This is a genomic window from Actinomycetota bacterium, assembly GCA_018333515.1.
Taxonomy (GTDB): domain Bacteria; phylum Actinomycetota; class Aquicultoria; order Aquicultorales; family Aquicultoraceae; genus Aquicultor.
The window spans coordinates 139424-159409 of the sequence record JAGXSZ010000005.1 but is presented as its reverse complement, the minus strand read 5'-3'; the positions used below and the strand labels follow the sequence as shown (position 1 = coordinate 159409).

The 19986-nt window shown below is 54.8% G+C and carries 14 protein-coding genes; 11 read left to right on the top strand and 3 right to left on the bottom strand.

Translation table 11 applies throughout. The features are described 5' to 3' along the window. Nucleotides 1-20: 20 nt before the first annotated feature. Nucleotides 21-1427 (bottom strand): replication-associated recombination protein A, encoded by a 1407-nt coding sequence (locus KGZ93_01580; protein ID MBS3908318.1) that lies wholly within the window; start codon nt 1425-1427, stop codon nt 21-23. Nucleotides 1428-1833: 406 nt separating this feature from the next. Between KGZ93_01580 and uvrA the strand changes: the two genes are divergently transcribed. From uvrA to KGZ93_01555, 5 genes are all read left to right on the top strand, one after another. After that, nucleotides 1834-4671, top strand: coding sequence for an excinuclease ABC subunit UvrA (gene uvrA, locus KGZ93_01575; GenBank protein ID MBS3908317.1), 2838 nt, complete (start codon nt 1834-1836; stop codon nt 4669-4671). 92 nt (nt 4672-4763) lie between these two features. Then, a complete protein-coding gene (locus KGZ93_01570; protein MBS3908316.1) occupies nt 4764-5636 on the top strand; it encodes an ATP phosphoribosyltransferase in 873 nt (290 codons plus the stop codon). Between the two features lie 94 nt (nt 5637-5730). Continuing rightward, on the top strand, nt 5731-7065 hold the full coding sequence (locus KGZ93_01565; GenBank protein ID MBS3908315.1) for a hypothetical protein: 1335 nt from the start codon (nt 5731-5733) through the stop codon (nt 7063-7065). A 163-nt stretch (nt 7066-7228) separates the two neighbouring features. Beyond that, nucleotides 7229-8668, top strand: coding sequence for an aminodeoxychorismate synthase component I (gene pabB / locus KGZ93_01560; GenBank protein MBS3908314.1), 1440 nt, complete (start codon nt 7229-7231; stop codon nt 8666-8668). A 96-nt stretch (nt 8669-8764) separates the two neighbouring features. Further along, nucleotides 8765-9586: an aminotransferase class IV gene (locus KGZ93_01555; protein ID MBS3908313.1), complete on the top strand. Its 822-nt coding sequence runs from the start codon at nt 8765-8767 to the stop codon at nt 9584-9586. A gap of 36 nt (nt 9587-9622) precedes the next feature. Here the strand turns inward: KGZ93_01555 and KGZ93_01550 are convergent, their stop codons facing one another. Together KGZ93_01550 and KGZ93_01545 are read right to left on the bottom strand one after the other, a co-directional pair. Beyond that, nucleotides 9623-9922: a hypothetical protein gene (locus KGZ93_01550; protein MBS3908312.1), complete on the bottom strand. Its 300-nt coding sequence runs from the start codon at nt 9920-9922 to the stop codon at nt 9623-9625. A 286-nt stretch (nt 9923-10208) separates the two neighbouring features. After that, complete coding sequence (locus KGZ93_01545) at nt 10209-12821, bottom strand: PBP1A family penicillin-binding protein (protein MBS3908311.1); 2613 nt, start codon at nt 12819-12821, stop codon at nt 10209-10211. Nucleotides 12822-13213: 392 nt separating this feature from the next. Here KGZ93_01545 and KGZ93_01540 point away from each other — a divergent pair, with 392 nt between their 5' ends. From KGZ93_01540 to KGZ93_01515, 6 genes are all read left to right on the top strand, one after another. Next, nucleotides 13214-13435, top strand: coding sequence for a NifU family protein (locus KGZ93_01540; GenBank protein MBS3908310.1), 222 nt, complete (start codon nt 13214-13216; stop codon nt 13433-13435). Between the two features lie 309 nt (nt 13436-13744). Continuing rightward, nucleotides 13745-14974: a U32 family peptidase gene (locus KGZ93_01535; GenBank protein ID MBS3908309.1), complete on the top strand. Its 1230-nt coding sequence runs from the start codon at nt 13745-13747 to the stop codon at nt 14972-14974. 310 nt (nt 14975-15284) lie between these two features. Beyond that, the gene (locus KGZ93_01530) at nt 15285-15773 is read left to right on the top strand and encodes a YqeG family HAD IIIA-type phosphatase (protein ID MBS3908308.1); all 489 of its coding nucleotides are present in this window, start codon (nt 15285-15287) and stop codon (nt 15771-15773) included. Between the two features lie 92 nt (nt 15774-15865). Further along, nucleotides 15866-16774, top strand: a complete 909-nt coding sequence (locus KGZ93_01525) for a shikimate dehydrogenase (protein ID MBS3908307.1) — start codon at nt 15866-15868, stop codon at nt 16772-16774. Then, a complete protein-coding gene (tadA, locus tag KGZ93_01520; protein MBS3908306.1) occupies nt 16740-18407 on the top strand; it encodes a Flp pilus assembly complex ATPase component TadA in 1668 nt (555 codons plus the stop codon). The genes KGZ93_01525 and tadA overlap by 35 nt, the downstream gene beginning before the upstream one ends. A 23-nt stretch (nt 18408-18430) precedes the next feature. Further along, on the top strand, nt 18431-19966 hold the full coding sequence (locus KGZ93_01515; protein MBS3908305.1) for a type II/IV secretion system protein: 1536 nt from the start codon (nt 18431-18433) through the stop codon (nt 19964-19966). Nucleotides 19967-19986 lie beyond the last annotated feature (20 nt).

Below are 19986 nucleotides of genomic sequence, written 5' to 3'. Positions count from 1 at the left end.
CCGTTGCGGGTCTTTCAATCTTACACCTGCTTTTTGCGTAATTTATTGAGGCGCTCTTTTATCGTCCTCTCAAACCCGTTATCTGAGGGTTGGTAGTAGACCTTGTCTTTAAGATTCTCGGGGAGGTAGGTCTCCTCGATGTAGTTCTCGTCAAAATCGTGCGGGTATTTATAGCCCTTACCGTGGCCGAGCTTCTTGGCGAGAGCGGTCGGCGCGTTTCGCAGGTGGTTGGGGATGGGCTCTACCCGTTTATCCCGCAGGTCGGCAAAAGCGGCGAAAATCGCGGTCTTTGCCGAGTTCGACTTCGGGGCGCTCGCGAGGTAGGTCGCGCATTGCGTGAGCGCGAATTTCGCCTCGGGCATTCCGATGAAGTTGAGCGCGTCAACGGTCGCCGCGGCGAGCACGAGCGCCTGAGGGTCGGCATTGCCGATGTCTTCGGACGCGAAGACGACCATCCGGCGCGCGATGAATTTCGCGTCTTCTCCGCTCTCGAGCATTCGCGCCAGGTAGTAGACGGCCGCATCGGGGTCGGTACCGCGCAGGCTCTTGATGAACGCGCTGATGATGTCGTAGTGCGCGTCCCCCGCCCGATCATATTGGAGCTGCTTCTTGTTGATAGCCTCCTCGGCCATTGCTATCGTTATTACTATGGGACGTTGCCGCGAACTCGCCGACTCCTTCCCCGTCCTGTTCTTATCGACAGTCTCGCGGCCGGCAGGCGTAGGTACGACATCGCTCCCGACTGAATCCCCTACCAGGCTATTAGCCACAAGTTCGAGCGCGGTGAGAGCGACGCGAGCGTCGCCGTTGGAGTTTTTAGCAATATGCTCGATCGCGCCGGCTTCGATCGCGAGTCCCAGGTAGCCCAGGCCGCGCTGAGTATCGGCCAACGCCCGCTTAATAATCGCGATTATGCCGTCATCCGAGAGCTGTTCCAATCTGAAAAGACGCGAGCGCGAGAGTATCGGCGCGTTCACCTCGAAACCGGGGTTCTCGGTCGTCGCGCCAATCAACACAATCGTGCCGGCTTCGATGTGAGGCAAAAAGGCGTCCTGCTGGGCCTTGTTGAAACGGTGTATCTCATCGACGAAGAGGATTGTCTGTCTGCCCTCGAAGTCTCTCCTCTCCGACGCCTCTTTGACGACGCTTCGTATATCGGCGACTCCGCTGGTTACCGCGGAGAATTCGCTAAAGTATGCTTTGGTCATATGCGCGATTATCCGTGCGATTGTCGTCTTGCCGGTGCCGGGCGGTCCCCAGAGGATGATGGAGCTGAGCCGGTCATTCTCGATAAGGGCTCTGAGCAACCCTTTCGGGCCGAGGAGGTGTTCCTGCCCGACAAACTCTTCGAGCGAACGCGGCCTCATCCGCTCGGCAAGCGGAGTCTTTTTGCTGTTCCGCATGGAATGGGAGAATAATGTGTCCATATCTTGCATTGTAGTGAGATTGCGCAAAAGTAACAACCAGCGGGAGACTTCATCGTCCGCGTCGGGCGGATGGAATCGAGTGATTTGTATTTCGACGGTTGAGCGTTGCGATCTTCGGGTATCGGAAAGAGACGCGTATTATCGAGTGCCTCTGAGGCGAGGTTGGGATGGCGCTAGGCACGGGTCGGCCCGGCCGGCTACTCGTAGCTCAGGGCTTTAGCCCTGAAATATTAAAGTCCGTGCGCGCGCAGTGGCTGGGTATCCGTAACAGCCGTAACAACGTCCCCCTTTCTGGTATAATTAGGACGGAAAGCGATAGACCGAAGAGATTATCGATGGCTGTCCACGGGCAGCTTTAATCGTTTTATGCCTATAAGGATGTAGACAGTCAGGGACTGCGAGGATTATGCAAGACGACAAGCTGATAATACGCGGTGCGCGTGAACACAACTTAAAGAACATAAGTCTGGAACTACCCCGAAACAAACTGATCGTCATGACCGGCCTGAGCGGGTCGGGCAAGTCGTCGCTGGCAATCGATACCATCTACGCCGAAGGACAGCGACGTTACGTCGAGTCGCTCTCGTCCTATGCGCGCCAGTTTCTAGGGCAGATGGACAAACCCGATGTCGACCACATCGACGGCCTCTCGCCCGCTATTTGCATCGATCAGAAATCGACCTCGAAAAACCCGCGCTCGACGGTCGGGACCATCACCGAAGTCTACGATTACTTGCGCCTGCTCTATGCGCGAATCGGCGTGCCGCACTGTCCCGATTGCGGCAAGGAGATAGCCCAGCAGACCTCGCAACAAATCGTCGAGCAAGTCTTAAGGTTGGAGCCGGGAACGAAGTTTCAGGTGCTCGCGCCGGTCGTTCGAGGCCGCAAGGGCGAGTACCGCGAACTTTTGGAGCGTTTGAGAAAAGACGGGTTCGCCCGTGTTCAGATAGACGGCAAAGTCTTCGGCCTCGACGAGGATATTAAAATCGATAAGAAGGAACGGCACGATATCGATGTCGTCGTCGACCGGCTGGTGATGAAAGAGGGTATTGAGCGCCGGCTCGCCGATTCGGTCGAGACCGCCTTAAGCCTCGCCGACGGCATCATATCTATCGATATAACCGACGGCGAAAGGCAAGACTTCAGCACGTTTTTTGCTTGTATCGATTGCGGGGTGAGCTTCGAGGACCTCGAGCCGAGGATGTTTTCGTTCAACAACCCTTACGGCGCGTGCCGTGAGTGCTCGGGGCTCGGCACCAGGATGGTAGTCGACCCGGAACTCGTCGTCCCGGACGCGAGCTTAAGCATAAACGAAGGGGCGATTCACCCCTATTTCTATACGCGAATCGATTTTTACCCCAAGATAATCAGGGCGGTCTGCGAGGAGTACGGCATCGATATGGAGACGCCGTGGATAGACCTCCCCGAGGACGCTCGCCGAAGCCTGCTGCTCGGTACCGACAGGCCTGTCCATGTAAAGTATCGTACTCTTACCGGGCGAAGCCGCGGCTACAACTCGAAGTTCGACGGCGCTATTCAAAACCTGGCGCGCCGCTATCGCGACACCGAGAGTGATTACGTGCGCGAGCAGATCGCGCAATATATGACGATGCGGGCTTGTCCGGTCTGTGACGGGGCGAGGCTAAAACCGGAGAGCCTCGCGGTGACGGTCGGCGGTAAAAACATCCACCAGTTCAGCGAGATGTCGTCTAAGGCCTCGCACGAGTTCATAACCAATCTCACACTGACCGAGCGCGAGCAGATGATAGGCCACCGGATATTAAAAGAAGTCCGCGAGCGCCTGCGGTTTCTAATCGACGTCGGGCTCGACTACCTGACGATAAACCGCACTGCGGGGACGCTCTCCGGCGGGGAGGCGCAGCGTATCCGCCTGGCTACCCAGATAGGCTCGGGCCTGGTCGGAGTCTTATATGTGCTCGATGAGCCGAGCATCGGCCTCCACCAGCGGGACAACAAGCGCCTCATCCAGACTCTTAAGCGCTTGCGCGACCTCGGCAATACCCTCATCGTCGTCGAGCACGACGAGGAGACGATGCGCGAGGCCGACCATATCGTCGATATCGGCCCTTTCGCGGGCGAGCACGGCGGACACATCGTGGCAAGCGGGACGTATGATGATATCCTGGCGGCGCCCGATTCCATCACCGGCCGGTTCTTAAGCGGCCGGCGTAAAATCGAGACGCCCAAGGAACGCAGGGTGCCCGGTGACGCACGGCTCAGTATCAGGGGTGCCGCCGAGCACAATTTGAAAAACATCGACGTCGACTTCCCGCTCGGTCTGCTTACTTGTGTGACCGGCGTCTCGGGGAGCGGAAAAAGCACGCTCGTCACCGACATTCTCTCGAAGGTATTGGCGCGCAAGCTATATCGCTCCCGTGATCTCCCCGGAAAACACGACACGGTCGAAGGGCTCGAGCATATCGACAAGGCAATCGAAATCGACCAGTCGCCCATCGGGCGCACGCCGCGCTCGAACGCGGCGACCTACGTAAAGGTCTTCGACGACATCAGGAATCTCTTCAGCCAAGTGCCCGAGGCGCAGGTGAGGGGATATAAGCCGGGGCGTTTCAGTTTTAATGTCAAGGGCGGGCGCTGCGAGGCCTGCGGCGGAGACGGCACCATAAAGATAGAGATGCACTTCTTGCCGGATATCTATATACCGTGCGAGGTCTGCAAGGGCTCGCGTTTTAATAAAGAGACGCTGGAGGTCAAGTATAAAGGCAAGAACATAGCGCATGTTTTAAACATGTCGATCGAGGAAGCACTCGGTTTTTTCGAGAACATACCGAAGATTCGCCGCAAGCTGCGGACGCTCTTCGACGTCGGCCTCGGCTATATCAAGCTCGGCCAGCCCGCCCCGACGCTCTCCGGCGGCGAAGCGCAGCGGGTGAAGCTCGCGGCTGAGCTGTGCAAGATAGCGACCGGCAGGACCTTCTATATTCTCGACGAACCCACAACCGGCCTGCACTTCGCCGATATCGAGAAGCTCCTCGAGGTTTTGGGCCGGCTCGTCGCCCAGGGCAATAGCGTCCTTGTTATCGAGCACAACCTAGATGTCATAAAGACGGCCGATTGGATCATCGACCTCGGTCCCGACGGCGGGGAGGCGGGCGGATTCGTTGTCGCCGTCGGCTCGCCCGAGGCTATCGCGCAGACCAAATCCTCATACACCGGACAGTTCTTGAAGAAGGCCCTGCTCGATAGCGGCGTGCTCGTCGGCTAGCTTTCAGCACCCAATCTCAGCAAACCCTAGCACTCTAACACTTTAATGTGTTAAAATATATTGATTAAACCGATATCAGTACGGGAGCTATAATGTTAAGCATCGCGTTACCAAAAGGAAGTCTCGAAGAGCAAACCCTTAAGCTCTTCGCGCAAGCGGATCTCGAGATAAAGAAGAGTTCCAGGGGCTACAATCCGACCACCAGCGACCCCCGAATCAGCAAGGTCAAAGTTTTAAGACCGCAAGAAATCCCTAATTATGTCGCCGAAGGCTATTTCGACCTGGGAATCGGCGGTCATGACTGGATAATCGAAACGGGAGCCGATGTAATCGAAATCGCCGATATGCCGTATGCCAAAACCGGAGCGGGCGTAATGAAACTCGTCGTTGCGGTACCCGAGGGCTCGCCGATCGAAAGGCCCGAAGAGATCCCGCCGGGCAGCCGTGTCAGTACCGAACTCATGAATGTGACCCGAAAATATTTTGAGGATATCGGCGTCCCGGTAAAGTTATCGTTCTCGCACGGGGCGACCGAAGCCAAGATACCCGAGTTAGTCGATGTCGTCGTCGACCTCACCGAGACGGGAGAGACGCTCCGTCGTAATCGCCTGAAAATCATAGGCACCGTTCTGGAATCTACCACGCGGCTGATGGTGAACAGAGCTTCGTGGGCCGACCCGCAAAAGAGACAGGCGATCGAGGAGATAAGGACGCTTCTTCTGGGCGTGATAGAGGCCCGCGGTAAGGTTCTGATCAGCATGAACGTACCCAAGGCGCAGCTCGATACTATCGTCTCCGTGTTGCCCGCGCTCAAGAACCCGACCGTTTCCCAGCTCTACAACTCCGATTACTTCGCTGTGGAGACGGTAGTCGAAAAAGCGTGTGTCAACACGCTCATTCCCGAACTCAAGGCCGCCGGGGCCGAGGATATCATCGAAATCGTAATTTCCAAGATAGTGCGTTAGCCGGGTATCAGGTTCCAACCATCGGCTTTTTATGCAAAAACGCTCTAATAAATATGAAAAAGCACCGGTATCGTGGTATAATTGAAGATGAATTATGTTTACAGAAACTGTATTCGGGACCGGTACGCAAAATCTTATATTAGACATACTCGCTTTCGTTGTGAAGCTGGGCGTCCTGCTTATCGCACTCATCTTTTTCCAGCGGCTATACGCGGAAATCTCAAAGAATTCAACCGACGGTCATCCGGAAAAAACCATCTTGGCATTGAGGGCCGTGTTAACGGCCTTTGCGTTGGCTGTTCTAGCTATAAACCGGTTACCTTGGCTTTACGGTGCCACAGGTTCGCACAATGCCTATGACCTCATCGCCGGTGAAGGGCAATACGCATTAGCCATACCCCTCGTCTTTATTCTTATGGTGATTGTCGCGGTTTGGCGACCCAGCCCGAACTCTCCCGCATCGGCGGCGCCCTTATTTGCCGCATATGCGCTATCGATTGTCGCCATCGGCCTCCCGTCAGCCGCATACGAGGATGCGGTCGCTGTCGGGCCGGCATGGCTGAGCCTTATCGTCTCCGGAATAGCGATATTCCCGGCGATTCTTTTTGCGGAAGGAATGCCGCACCCAACTAACCGCTTGCTTTACCGCTTCATAAATCTGGGCAAAGTCCGCTACGATGAAGCCGTTCACTATGCCGCGCAAAACCTGCACATCAGCTATAAGGGCTCCAATGTTCCCTTAGGTTTTTCCTCTGCGGAAGGCGAATACCAGGGGAAAGTCGTGCAAATATACGGCGCGGAGGGGAGTCTCTCAAACAATAAAATCGCGGGCATTATGACGGGCGCTGACTTTAAAGTCGATGACACGATAATCAACAGGCCCAACGCATGGCCTGAGGTTTATTTTAAAGCGCTCCGCCGGGAGCTGCCGCGTTGGTATGCGGCGCTCGCCGAGGACGAGAGTTGGGAGCCCGACTTGAAGCGCCTTGAAATCGAAATCGACGGGATTCGGATAGAGGACGAATATGAGATAGCTTCGCCGAACGAGAAGAGAGCGCTGGAGATAGTCGAGAAGCTAAGAGAAGAGATAATCGATTTAGACGCGGAATTCATCTTATTAAACCAAGACGGCGTCTTTGTCGGCTACGATTTTTCGCGGATGCGCATGCCGGCCGAGTACCTCTTTGAGAAAGCAAAATTGCAGTTTGGCATGGTCGAGCAGATCGGGAAAATATTGGCGCCGGCAAAGACGGACAAGAAGCAGGCCGCGCCGCAAAAGCCGTCCAAAGAGAAGATTACCAAGACTAAAGAGGCAAAGCCCAAGCAAGCGCAAGATAAAGCCGTCAAGAACAAAGCCCGCAAGAAAGGGACGACCGCGCGCTCCGGCCGGCCGGAGCGCGCTTCCGGCTCGGTACCCGACAGTATTTAGGTGATTTGGTTTCAAGTGACTCGACAAATCACTTGAAAAAACACTCTCGGTGCTGCTAATCTAGTGTCAATCGTAAATACGTTGATTTAGAATTTGGTATGTCAGCCTGTAAACAGGCATCCCGCCAGAGCGGATGCTTGTTTTTTTGTGTGGATAGGGAGCTATGATAAACACAGCGGGCAGCCTCCTCGTTGAGGAAATCAAGCATATCGAGCGACCCGATATCGCGTTTCGCGGGCTGCTCCGTGACCATATGCCGTTTTTGCTCGAAAGCGCGCTCCCGTCGGAGCGATACGGGCGTTATTCGATTCTCGGCGGCAATCCGGTCGGCTTCATCAAGTCCAAGAACGGCGTAACCGAGTATTCGGTCGGCGGCGCCGTCAATGTCAGCCGCTTAGACCCCTTACTCGTTATTGAGGAACAGATTAGGGATTTCGGCTTTGCGGACGCTTCCGAACCAGCCTCGTTGCCTTTTACGGGCGGTGCGGTCGGCTATTTCGGGTATGACCTCAACAGGCAAATCGAGAGGCTTCCCGATATCGCCCTCGACGACCAAGGGATACCCGACGCTTATCTCGGCTTTTACACAGAGGCTTTAGTCGTCGACCACAAAGACCGCCGAACATACGCGATTTCGTATATTCCCGATAACATCTCTTTCACGGCGCGGGACGCTTCGATCAGGCTGAAGGGGCTTATTGCGAAAGCGACGTCCGCAAATAATATCCGGTTTGGCCGGCCGGCCTACGGCGGCGGAAACGGACGGGTTGCGGAAAATCTTATCTCTAACATGACGAAAGAACGATACCGCGAGATTATCGAGAACGCGCGGTCGCATATTGCCGAGGGAGACATCTTTCAGGTAAACTTGGCCCAGCGGTTTCAAGCCGACTTAAAAGTCGGGCACTATCACCTTTACGAGCAGCTCAGAATGTGTAACCCGGCCCCGTTCGCCGCGTTTTTAGGGTATCGGGAATTCTCGATATTGAGTTCGTCGCCGGAGCGGTTTATGCTGGTAGACGGCGTTTATGTGGAAACCAGGCCCATCAAGGGGACGAGGCCGCGCTTTACCGATGAGCAAGAGGATGCACGAGCCGCGGATGAACTGTCACGGAGCGAGAAGGATTCCGCCGAGCATGTGATGATAGTCGATGTCAAACGCAATGATCTGGGACGAGTATGTGAGTTCGGCAGCGTTCAGGTCCCCGAGTTGATGGTCGTCGAGAGCTACAAGGCGGTGCATCACCTGGTATCGACGGTCGTCGGACAGCTGCGCGCAGACGTTAGCGCCGTGGATTTGATTCGCGCCGGCTTCCCCGGCGGCTCTATCACCGGCGCACCGAAAATCAGGGCGATGGAGATTATAGAGGAACTCGAGCCCTGCAGGCGAAATATCTACACAGGAGCGATAGGGTATTTAAGCACCAACCGCAAGATGGACACGAATATCGCCATCAGGACGATAGTCGCAATAGACGATAGGGCATACCTACACGTAGGCGGCGGTATCGTCGCGGACTCGAGCGCGGAATCCGAATATCAGGAGACGCTCGACAAGGGGCACGCCTTGTTTAACGCGCTCGGCGTGCGCGCCGGCGGCTAGTAATCGGCGGCAATATTTACGAGGGCGGCACCAGGGGTGTTAGCCCAATAATCGCAAGTTCGGTCCTTAAAGAGTTTAGCAATAGACAGGAATCATATGGAAGTCTACGTCAACGGCGAGTTTATGGATGAGTGTAAGGCCTCGGTAAGCGCGCTCGATAGGGGTCTGCTCCTTGGAGAAGGGCTCTTCGAGACAATGCGCGCCTACAGCGGCGTTATCTTCATGCTCGACAGGCATCTTGAGCGGATTGTTGCCGGGATGAAGACCTTGGGGTTTAAGAACATTCCCGCGCGTGATGTTCTGTCGCGCGCATGTCGCAGCATACTGGCGACGAACGGCATAGACGACGCTAGAGTTCGGTTGACCATCACTAGGGGAACCGTCACGGCGAAAGAGCCGACTGTGGTCGTGACCGCGGATCGATACCACGGTTACGAGCCGGAGCTTTATGCGGGCGGCATGTCCGCGATTACATTGCGCGGTTACCGTATCTCCGGGAGCCCTGTTCATCAGCTCAAATCCACGAGCTACCTGCCCTCGCTCATCGCCGGAGAACAGGCGTTGGCCGAAGGGTGTCACGAGGCAATTCTGGTCAACGAAAAAGGGGATGTCGCCGAGGGGTCTTTCACCAATGTTTTCATGATTGAGGCGGGGACTTTGTTTACACCGCCAATAGAAGACGGTCTACTGCCCGGCATCACTCGCGGGTGCGTCCTTGAGATAGCGGCAAGCGCGGGGATCGAGGTCTTACAGGAGAGGGTATCCGTGTCCCGTTTGCGGTCGGCGCAAGAAGTGTTCTTGACCAACTCGCTTTTAGAGATAATGCCCTTGACCAGGGTCGACCAGACCGACATCGGGGACGGCAAGCCGGGTAAGCTAACCCTAGAGTTGAGAGAAGGGTATCGTGGGGCGATTTAAATGAATTTAAACGACTCCGATATCGCCGGATATCGCTTAAGCCTTAGTTTCGAATTGCCAGCAACCAATCTCGACCCTCATCTCGTCTTCTAGTTTGCTCAAGACCAGGTTGTAATCGCTAGAGACCTCGGCCGGGACAAGGTGGACTAGGATTTGCATTAGCTCTGAGCGGTTGTTTATGCGTACAACCTTTTGCTCGTTGGATACCTCGTACCCCTTGACCCCGACATCCTCAAGGAGTTTCTCGACCTTGATAATGCTCCAGCAGTCCGGATGCGCCTCTTGCGGAGCGCGTATTTTATCCAAAAAACCCGCTAATATCGATGTTCTTGCCATGACCCCACCTCCTCAATATTTACCCCGGAGACACCCGGCCGCCGAGCCCTGACATTCGGGCGAGGCGTTGATAGTCGCTACAGGGCGCCTGCCTTAATTATCGTATCTTTTCTGGGAAGTTTGAATAATAATCCCGCTAGTGCGCTAATCGCAAGTTCAATGGTTGATTTAGCACCGTGAGCGGTTCGGGGGAGATGGGGCGTACCGTGCTGTTCAGCGAAGATCAAAGCGAAAATTCTCGCGTTTACCGGTCTGGTTTACCGGTCGAGGCTGCTCGATGTCGGCGCTACGTCGTCACATAGAGAACGACTTTTGCGCCTCGCTCTATCCGTGCTCGCGCTTTAGGCTCCTGCTTGGAGACGTTGCCGACCCCGTACTTCTCGAAGCTCTCCTTGTCGGAGTCGCTGTATGTCGTAATCTCGAATCCCTTCGACTCGAGTATGTCGCGCGCTTGCGCTTCACTTTTACCCCGCACGTCCGGCATGATGACTTGACCGCTTTCGCCGCTTATAACGATAGTGATATTAGCGCCGGGCTCCGCGATAAAGCCGGCCGGCGGTCTTTGGCCTATGACTTGGTTCTGCGGCTCGTTGCTCAAGCGGTATTCACCTGTGACGACGAAACCGCGAGCCTCCAGTTCATCGACTGCCGTATCGATTGTGAGACCTATGACGTTGGGCACGACCGTTCCTTTCCCGTCTTCGGTTATGATGTCGCCGCCGGTGCTTATGGAAAGCTCTATGATGTGCCCTTCCTTGACCTTTGTTTCCGTCGCGGGGTTCTGTTCAAAGACTTGCCCGGGAGGGCCGGCAAACGGTTTGTTGACCAAGGTATGGCCGAGCTTCAACTTGGTGAGTTTCGCGATAGCTTCATCTTGGGTCAGGCCGATTAGGTCGGGCAGCGATATGGGCTGGTGGACGTTGCATGCCTTTATATTGCTTGGCTTATATTTTCGCACAAAGACATGGTAGCTCGTCTTTGGGCACCACTCGGTGGTTAAGAGATTGGTCTCGTCGCACATTTGAATTTGACTGAAACTACCGCTCGGCGGTTTATCGAAGCCACTCGCTTTTACGTCTTTGAGCGCCCGCTTCATCTGTGCCGCCCATATTTGGGCCGGGAACGAGCCGCCGGAAACCCTGATCCCGTGGACGTTCTTCATCGACTTCGGCGGTTCGCCCGGCTCGCGCAGGTATCCGACCCATACCGCCGTAGCCAGGTCGGGCGTATAGCCGCAGAACCAGGCGTCGGCGTAGTCCTGGCTGGTCCCTGTTTTTCCGGCAGACGCCCTTCCGATTGCGGCTCGTTTTCCCGTGCCGTTTTGGATTACGCCTCGGAGCGTTTCGGTGACGAGGTAGGCCACCGCCTTGTCTATTACCTGCTCGGGTTCGGCTTTATGTTTATATATCAATTCACCTTGAGCGGTCGTTATTTTTGCGATACCATAGGCTTCATTGTATTTTCCGCCGTTTGCCAGAGTTGCATAGGCGGCGGCCATTTCGAGCGGGGTCACGCCTCGCTCTAGACCGCCAAGCGTGATGGCCGGGTTCGCTTCGAGCTTGCTTGTAATGCCGAGGTCTTTGGCGACCTTGACGACATTGTCAGCGCCGACTTTCATGATTAAACCGGCATAGACCACATTTACCGACCATGCGGTCGCCCGCCGAAGGTCCATATAGCCGGTTCCTGATTCACCAGAGGAGTTGTTTACTTTCCAGTCCGCGCTTCCCGTGACCTTAAATACCTTCGGCGAAGACGCTTCATACCCGTCGTCGGGAGAGACGCCGTCCATCAAGGCCGCCGCCAGCGTGAACGGCTTAAATGCCGACCCCGGCTGTCTTCCCGGCCATTGTGCGGCGATATTGAATTTCTGTTTCGCAAAATCCTTGCCTCCGACCATGGCCCGGACCGCTCCGCTCTTTGGTTCTATCGAGACGAGCGCGACGTCCGGGTCTGTCGAGCCGGGGAGATATTTTTTCCAGGCAAGCTCGGAACTCTCCTGTATTTTCGGGTCGAGCGTAGTGTGTATTCTAAAGCCCTGAGAGTATATCGCCTTTTCATCGTAGCCCAAGTCCTTCAGCTCGGTCTTTACCCATTCGGTAAAATATGGAGCGATGCCTTGATAACTCCGCTGTCTAGGTTGGAGTGCGAGCGGGCGCTCCTTTGCCATATCGGCCTCTTTCTCGTCGGCATAGCCTTGGTCGAGCATAAGCCCGATTACTAGGTTACGCCGATTAACTGCCCCCTTGGGATTTTTGTATGGGCTATAAGACTCCGGAGCCTTGATCATTCCCGCAAGAAGCGCGCTTTGTTCGAGATTCAACTTGCTTGCCGGGATACCGAAGTATGACTGCGCCGCAGCTTCGATACCGTAAGCGCCGCTCCCAAAATAGATAGTGTTTAAGTACTTTTCGAGAATCTCTTCCTTCTCGTAGGTTCGCTCGAGTTTTGTGGCGAGAAAAGCCTCCCGCAATTTTCTGGAGATTGTCTTCTCGGGGCTGAAATAGGCGTTCTTTACGTATTGTTGAGTTATGGTCGAGCCGCCCTGCGCGGCATCCATTTGACGGATATCCTTTATCAAAGCGCCGACTATTCTTATGTAATCGACGCCGCGATGCCGGTAATAGCGCTGGTCTTCTACGGAAACCACGGCCTTCTGCAGCGTGGGCGAGATATCTTTGAGCGGGACGATCGTTCGGTTTTCCTGGAAAAGACGTGTGATCAGGGTGCCGTCTGCCGCATAAATATGCGTCGTCTGCGTCTTGATAACGCTTTTTACATCGCCGATATCGGGCAGGTTTCTTGTTGCCTCGTAGACAAAGACGCCCGCGGCGATGCCCGCCAAGACGAACATTACCATTATCGCAACTAGAAACTTGCGACTAAAAATGCAACCCACTGTTGTTCCCCCAGTTGCCACGATTTTTTCGGTAACTAATATTATAAGAAATAGCTTGCCACAAAAATCGTGATTTTGCCATAGCCACATAAAGGGGACGTTGCTACGGCTGTTACGGGTACCACTCGCTATGCATGCGCGAGCGGTACCGGCAAATCCGGAGTCGGCATTTAGGCGAGAGGGGCAAGGATATTATACACTCTCTATGCGCGCATGGGCGGCATTAGGTTAAAGAATAAAGACCTGACCCCGGTTTACCTTAGGTTAAAAAATAAAGACCTGACCCCGGTTTACCGACCCCCTATGCGCGCGGCCTCATCGACATCGACTATATTATTTCAATATCCTATGGTAGGATATATGGGTGTCGCTAAATTCAGGAGGTGAAAGTATTGAGAGAGAAGGTCGAAGAAGCACTAGCCCGTATTCGCCCTGCGTTGCAGGCGGACGGTGGAGATATTGAGTTGATCGATATCACGGATGACGGAATCGTAAAGGTAGCCCTAAGGGGCTCTTGCGCGGGATGTCCGATGTCGCAGATGACTCTGACTAATTACGTCGAGCATACCATGAAAGAGATGGTTCCAGAGGTAAAAGCGGTTCAGGCGGTCTAGGTCTCTAGGCTTTAAGAACCTAAGCGAAAAAGTAATCGGATCGCGGGAGCAGTTAAATCGTAGGCGCTGCGTTCGGAATATGGCGGCCGAGGCTTAAGACCTCGGCTGTCGTCGTTTATTGTCCGAATCGGACGAAGTACGCGGCATGGCGAGTCCGGGTTCACGCTAACCAGAGCATGCCCGTTAACGAGCATGCTCAAACAAGACGCGCATCGCGAGTGTAATCCAAAGCTTCCGTTAACCGGAGTACGCTCGCCAACCAGAGCATAGCAGAGGCGGAGATTTTATTGGGGTTAAGAGGCTGATTTCATGAAAAAGCCGGAGATATTATCACCGGCGGGAAATATGGAGCGGTTAGAGTACGCGCTGGCTTATGGGGCCGATGCGGTCTATATCGGCGGGCGCGACTATAGCTTGCGGGCCAAAGCCGGCAATTTCACCGTAGAGAACATCAGGCAAGCCGCGGACATCGCGCACGGCGTGGGCCGAAAGCTCTATGTAACCATGAACATATTCGCGAGAAACACCGATTTCAAAGAGATGGCGGCGTACATCCGCGAACTCGCCGAAGCACGAGTCGACGCTGTTATCGTCGCCGATCCGGGAGTCATGGCGGTAATCAGACAAACAGCTCCCCAGCTGCGCATACACGTTAGCACCCAGGCTAATATCACAAATACGGAGGCCGCGCGATTCTGGGGCGACACCGGAGCCGCCCGCGTCGTGCTCGCCCGCGAACTCCCCGCGACGGAAATTGCCGAGATAGCCCGCGACAGCGGTGTCGAAACCGAGATATTCGTCCATGGGGCGATGTGTATCGCCTATTCAGGGCGTTGCCTGATGAGCAAGTTCTTAGCCGACCGGGACGGGAACAGGGGAGATTGCGCGCATTCGTGCCGCTGGAAGTACCACCTAGTAGAGGAGGAGCGACCCGGCCTTCCGCACGAGGTCGAGCAGGACGATCGGGGAGTGCATTTCTTCAACTCGAAGGATTTATCGCTTATTCGGCATATTCCCGAAATCATTAAGACGGGTGTCGACGGCATCAAAATCGAGGGGCGCATGAAGAGCGCCCATTACGTAGCCGCAATCACCAAAATATACCGTCAGGCAATCGATAGATACTGTGCGGACCCCGGCGCATACGAAGTCGACCCGGAGTGGCTGGAGGAGATAGAAAAGGTCAGTCACCGCCAATATTCAACCGGTTTTTTTCTCGGTGAGCGAGGCGAGGAAGTCCTGGATTATGCCCGCTACGAGAAGACCCATGATTTCGTCGGTCTCGTGACCGGTTACGATAAGGAGCGCGCCTTGGTCGAGGTGACAGTTAGAAATCGTTTGTCTTTGGATGAGCCGGTCGAGATATTAAGCGCCGGCTCGTTGGTAAAAGATTATATGATACCCGAGATGTTCGATTTAAAGAGTTATGAATCGGTCACGGTGTCGCACGCGGGTTATCGCGTCGGCGTGCCGTCACCGGAGCCCTGGCCCGAGTTTGCGATTCTTAGACGCCGCGCGCATGGAGCCGCCGGAGACTGAAGCGACGCATTATTATGCAGGCGAAAAATCGCGGAGCTGAGCGCCGAGATAGGCCGCCGGAGTCCGCAACGACGTATTCTTATACTAGAGATGCGGTCATGCCTTTACCGGCCCACCGTTTTGTGGCAATATACGATTGTTCTACTATGGATTAGCTTGCTCGACATGGCGGCGGAAGAAGTCCCGCTCAGTCGGTCTTGGAGTAAGAGTCACGCTCAGTCGGTCTTGGAGTAAGAGTCCCGCTCAGTTAGTCTCGGATTGGGAGCGGGGAGAATATTTACGCGCCGCCGGCACAAGAAGAGGGGATCGAGTGCTTAAACTACTATATCCGGATAGTTTTGTAAATACGATATTCGAAATCGACATAGAGGAACTAAAAGCCCGAGGCATCAGGGGCTTGATTTTAGACCTCGACAATACGATTGTCCCGAGAAACAGCGCGGTAGCCACCGACGAGCTTAAAGAATGGCTTAGCGGGCTGGCGCAACAAGGGATGAAGGCCTGCATATTGTCGAATAATTGGAAGCAGCGCGTAAGCTCTTTTGCGGCTCAGGTCGGATTACCGCTGGTGGCGAGAGCCGCAAAACCGAGGCGCGGCGCTTTTGTCCAGGCGATGAAAGTCCTCGGGACCGGCAAAGACGAGACCGTAGTCGTCGGCGACCAGCTATTTACCGATGTGCTCGGAGGAAACCTGGCGGGCATTCACACCATTCTGGTTGTCCCGATGAGCGACCACGAAGCCCCGCACACAAAAATCCTAAGAAAACTCGAGCGCCGGATACTGAAGCGTCGGCGCTAAGGAATCCGCTTAATATCCCTTATGCTCTTTGCCGATTCTTCTATATACTCGTCTTAACAGAAGACGACTTTTCGCCGTGGGGGAGGTAGCGCATGAACGAGATTACCGGCCAGACCAGAGTATTGGGGATAATCGGTCATCCTTTGACCTACACACTCTCCCCGAATATGCATAACGCCGCAATTGAAGCCGCCTCGTTAGACTACCGTTACCTGCCCTTCGTGGTCGCCCCCGAACGATTGGCGAGCGCTATCGCGGGCATTCGCGCGCTCGGCATCGAGGGCGTCAACGTGACCATGCCCCACAAAGAAACGGTCATCGAGTTTCTTGATGAAATATCACCGGAAGCCCGCACGATCGGGGCGGTAAATACCGTGCACAACGTCGATGGCCGCCTTAAAGGCTACAATACCGACGGCGCCGGTTTTATCAAGTCGCTCAGGGAAGCGTTGGTTTACCCGGAGGGACGGCACGCCATAATTATCGGGGCCGGTGGAGCCGCAAGAGCGGTCGCGGCGGCGCTGATAAGCGAAGGTGCGGCAAGTATTACGCTGTTGGGGCGCACAGCGGATAAGGTCGAGGCACTCAAACAACAGCTACTCGATAGCTTTGGGCGGTTTTCAATAAAAACTCTCAGTTTTGACGATGATTTGGCCGATATCTTTGAAGTAGGAGACCTGGTGGTCAACACAACGCCAATCGGCATGAACGAAAGCGCGGACCTCCTACCCGTACCTTTAGAATATATCGATTCCAGGCACTTTATCTATGACCTCATCTATACACCGTCGGAAACGGCACTGATAAAAGCAGCCAAAGAAAAGGGAGCCAAGGCGGTAAACGGACTGGGGATGCTGCTCTACCAAGCCGCCGCGGCGTTCGAAATCTGGACTGGAACTCCCGCGCCCATAGCGATTATGCGTGACGCTCTATTGATTGGATTAGAAAGCGGAGATCGACCGAAGAATGCTCAAAAGAAAGATAAGCGATTTTCTAGTTGATACCGGCATTATCACAAAAGACCAACTCCGTGAAGCCATTGAACGCTCCAGCGGCGATGATGTCGAGCGACAGCTGGTCGATTTAGGCTACATATCCGAGGCTGAAATAGCCAAGAATTTTGCCAAACAGTTGAACCTCAGCTATGTCGACCTGGCCGGCTATAATATCAACCCGCGGGCGGCCGCCCTCATTTCGAACGAACACATCCACCGCTATAATGTCCTTCCGATTAACCTCGATGACGACTACCTGGTGGTCGCTATGGCGGACCCGACGAATATCTTCGCGATAGACGACCTTCATGTGATGACCGGCTTCGATATCACACCGGTGGTTACCGGCAAGACCGATCTTATCAACGCGATAAACAAGTTTTGCACAAATGACGACGTCGTTGAAGAGGCCATCGAGAGCATAAGCGAGGATTTCGCGGATATCGCAGCAAGCAGCGGCGAGGAGATCGATGCCGAAGAAGCACCGGTCGTAAAACTCGTCAAACTTATTATCACCGAAGCCGTCCGCGAGCGGGCGAGCGATATCTTCATAGAGCCCCAGGAGTACGATGTGAGGGTGCGCTACCGTATCGACGGCGTCCTCCATGAGATAATGCGTTCGCCGAAGCAAATTCAGGCCGGTATAGTCTCGCGAGTCAAAATTATGTCCGGCATGGACATCGCGGAGCGCCGGCTTCCCCAAGATGGTCGCTTCGGCCTGGTCATCGATAAGCGGCCTATCGATTTTAGGGTGGCATCATTGCCGACTATATATGGAGAGCAGCTTATACTGCGAGTCCTTGAGAAAGAGAGCATCTCGATGAAACTAGACGACCTGGGCTTTCTTCCTGAAGACCTCGAGCGCTTCAAGGAGTCGTTTACCAAGCCTTACGGGGCGATTCTCATAACCGGCCCGACCGGGAGCGGAAAGACGACCACTCTCTATGGTGTCCTTAATCTTATTAACGGCGATGCGAGCAATCTCATCACCGTCGAAGACCCGGTCGAGTACCGGCTGCACGGCATCAATCAGGTACAGGTAAACGCCAAGACCGGTTTGACCTTCGCGAGCGCGCTCCGTTCGATTCTGCGCCAAGACCCGGATATCGTGATGATAGGAGAGATCAGGGATGAAGAGACGGCGATGATTGCGGTGGAATCGGCTCTCACGGGGCACCTGGTCCTATCGACGTTACATACAAACAGCGCGCCGGCGGCGCTTACCAGGCTTGTGGAGATGGGGATAGAGCCGTTTCTGGTTTCGTCCGCGGTAGACTGCATCGTCGCGCAGCGGCTCGCCCGGAAGCTTTGCGCAAAGTGTCGGGAGCAATTTGTCCCGACCGCGCTCGAACTGGAAGGCGCGGGTTACGTTATAGACGGGAACGAGCCGAAAGCCCTGTTTCGCGCAAAAGGCTGCAAGTCGTGCGGCGATACCGGCTATCACGGACGCATCGGATTGTATGAGGTTATGCGAATGTCGGAGACGATAAAGCGCCTGCTGGTAGGCGATGTAACCGCCGAGCAAATAGCGAAGGTTGCCGAAATGGAGGGCATGAGCACCTTACACCGGGACGGCCTGGCCAAGGTGAAATTAGGCTGGACTTCGATCGAAGAGGTCGAGCGCGTTACCATGAAATAGTCACTATCGGCGGAGGCCGTTATATGTTAGCTGAACACGCTGATGAGATGTTTCCAATTGAAGACACGGATAGGGTAGACCTAGCCGATTACAAGGTCAAGGGAGCGGCGCCCGCGGCCTTGCCCGAGATGTTCGCGCGGAGGTATAACGTCGTGCCTATCGATATCGAAGGCGAAGAGCTGACCGTGGCGGTAGAAGACGCGACCAACGTCGTTATCCTCGATGATTTGCACATGATAACAGGCTATCAGATTAAGGCGGTCGTCGCCGAGAAAAAAGAGATTTTAACCCTTATCAATCGGCTATATAAGGCTAGCGAAGCGGTTCAGAACGAGGCTTCCAGCTATTGGGCGCCGGCCGAAGTCGATGACCGGATAGGCAACCTGCGGGCGATCTCGGAAGAAGCGCCTATAATAAAGCTGGTCAACATGATAATAAATAAGGCGGTCAATGAGCGGGCCAGCGACATACACATCGAGCCGCACGAGCGGGATTTGCGCATCCGTTACCGGGTAGACGGTGTTTTGCACGAGGTAATGCGTTCGCCAAAGCACGTCCAAGCCGGACTCATTTCAAGGGTCAAGGTCATGGCCGGTCTCAATATCGCCGAAAATCGGGTACCGCAGGACGGCCATTGCGATTTGAGTGTCGGAGGAAAGGTCATCGACTTTCGTGTCGCTACGCTACCGACGATCTACGGCGAGCGTGTTGTACTGAGGATTCTTAGAAAAGACAGCATTCTTTTGAGCTTAGATGACCTTGGTTTCTTGCCGGAGAGCCTCGGCAAGTTCAAGGCCGCTTTCTCCAAACCCTATGGAGCCATTCTTGTTACCGGGCCGACCGGAAGCGGCAAGTCTACGACGCTTTATGGCGCGCTAAACGTCATCAACGATAGCGCAAAGAACATTATCACGGTAGAAGACCCGGTCGAATATCGCCTGCCCGGCATCAACCAGATACAGGTCAGCGGCAAGACCGGCATGACATTTTCGAAAGGGCTCAGGGCGATACTGCGGGCGTCTCCGGATATCGTGATGGTCGGCGAGATCCGGGATAGAGAGACAGCGCAAATAGCTATCGAGGCGGCTCTCACCGGTCACCTGGTACTATCTACGCTGCACACCAATGACGCGCCCGGTGCGGTGAGCCGGCTGAACGAGATGGGAATCGCCCCGTTTCTTACGGCTTCGGCCATACATTGCGTCCAAGCTCAACGTCTGGCGAGGCGTTTGTGTGCCGAATGTAAAGAGGAGTACACGGTCGCCGTCGACGTTCTCAAAAGGGTTGCGTTTCCGCTCGATGGCGACGACTCGCCGGTTCTTTATAGGCCGAAGGGCTGCCATAAATGCAATAACACCGGCTACAAAGGCCGAATCGGTATCTATGAGGTCATGCCGCTTAGCGACAATTTAAAGAGACTCTGCGTCGAGCGCGCAACGGCCGACGACATACGGCGCGTCGCAATCGACGAAGGGATGAAGACCCTGCGCCATGATGGTTTCGACAAAGTTAAGCTCGGCACTACGTCTCTCGAAGAAATACTCCGCGTAATCGTTTAGTGTGTTTTTCCCCGACTCAA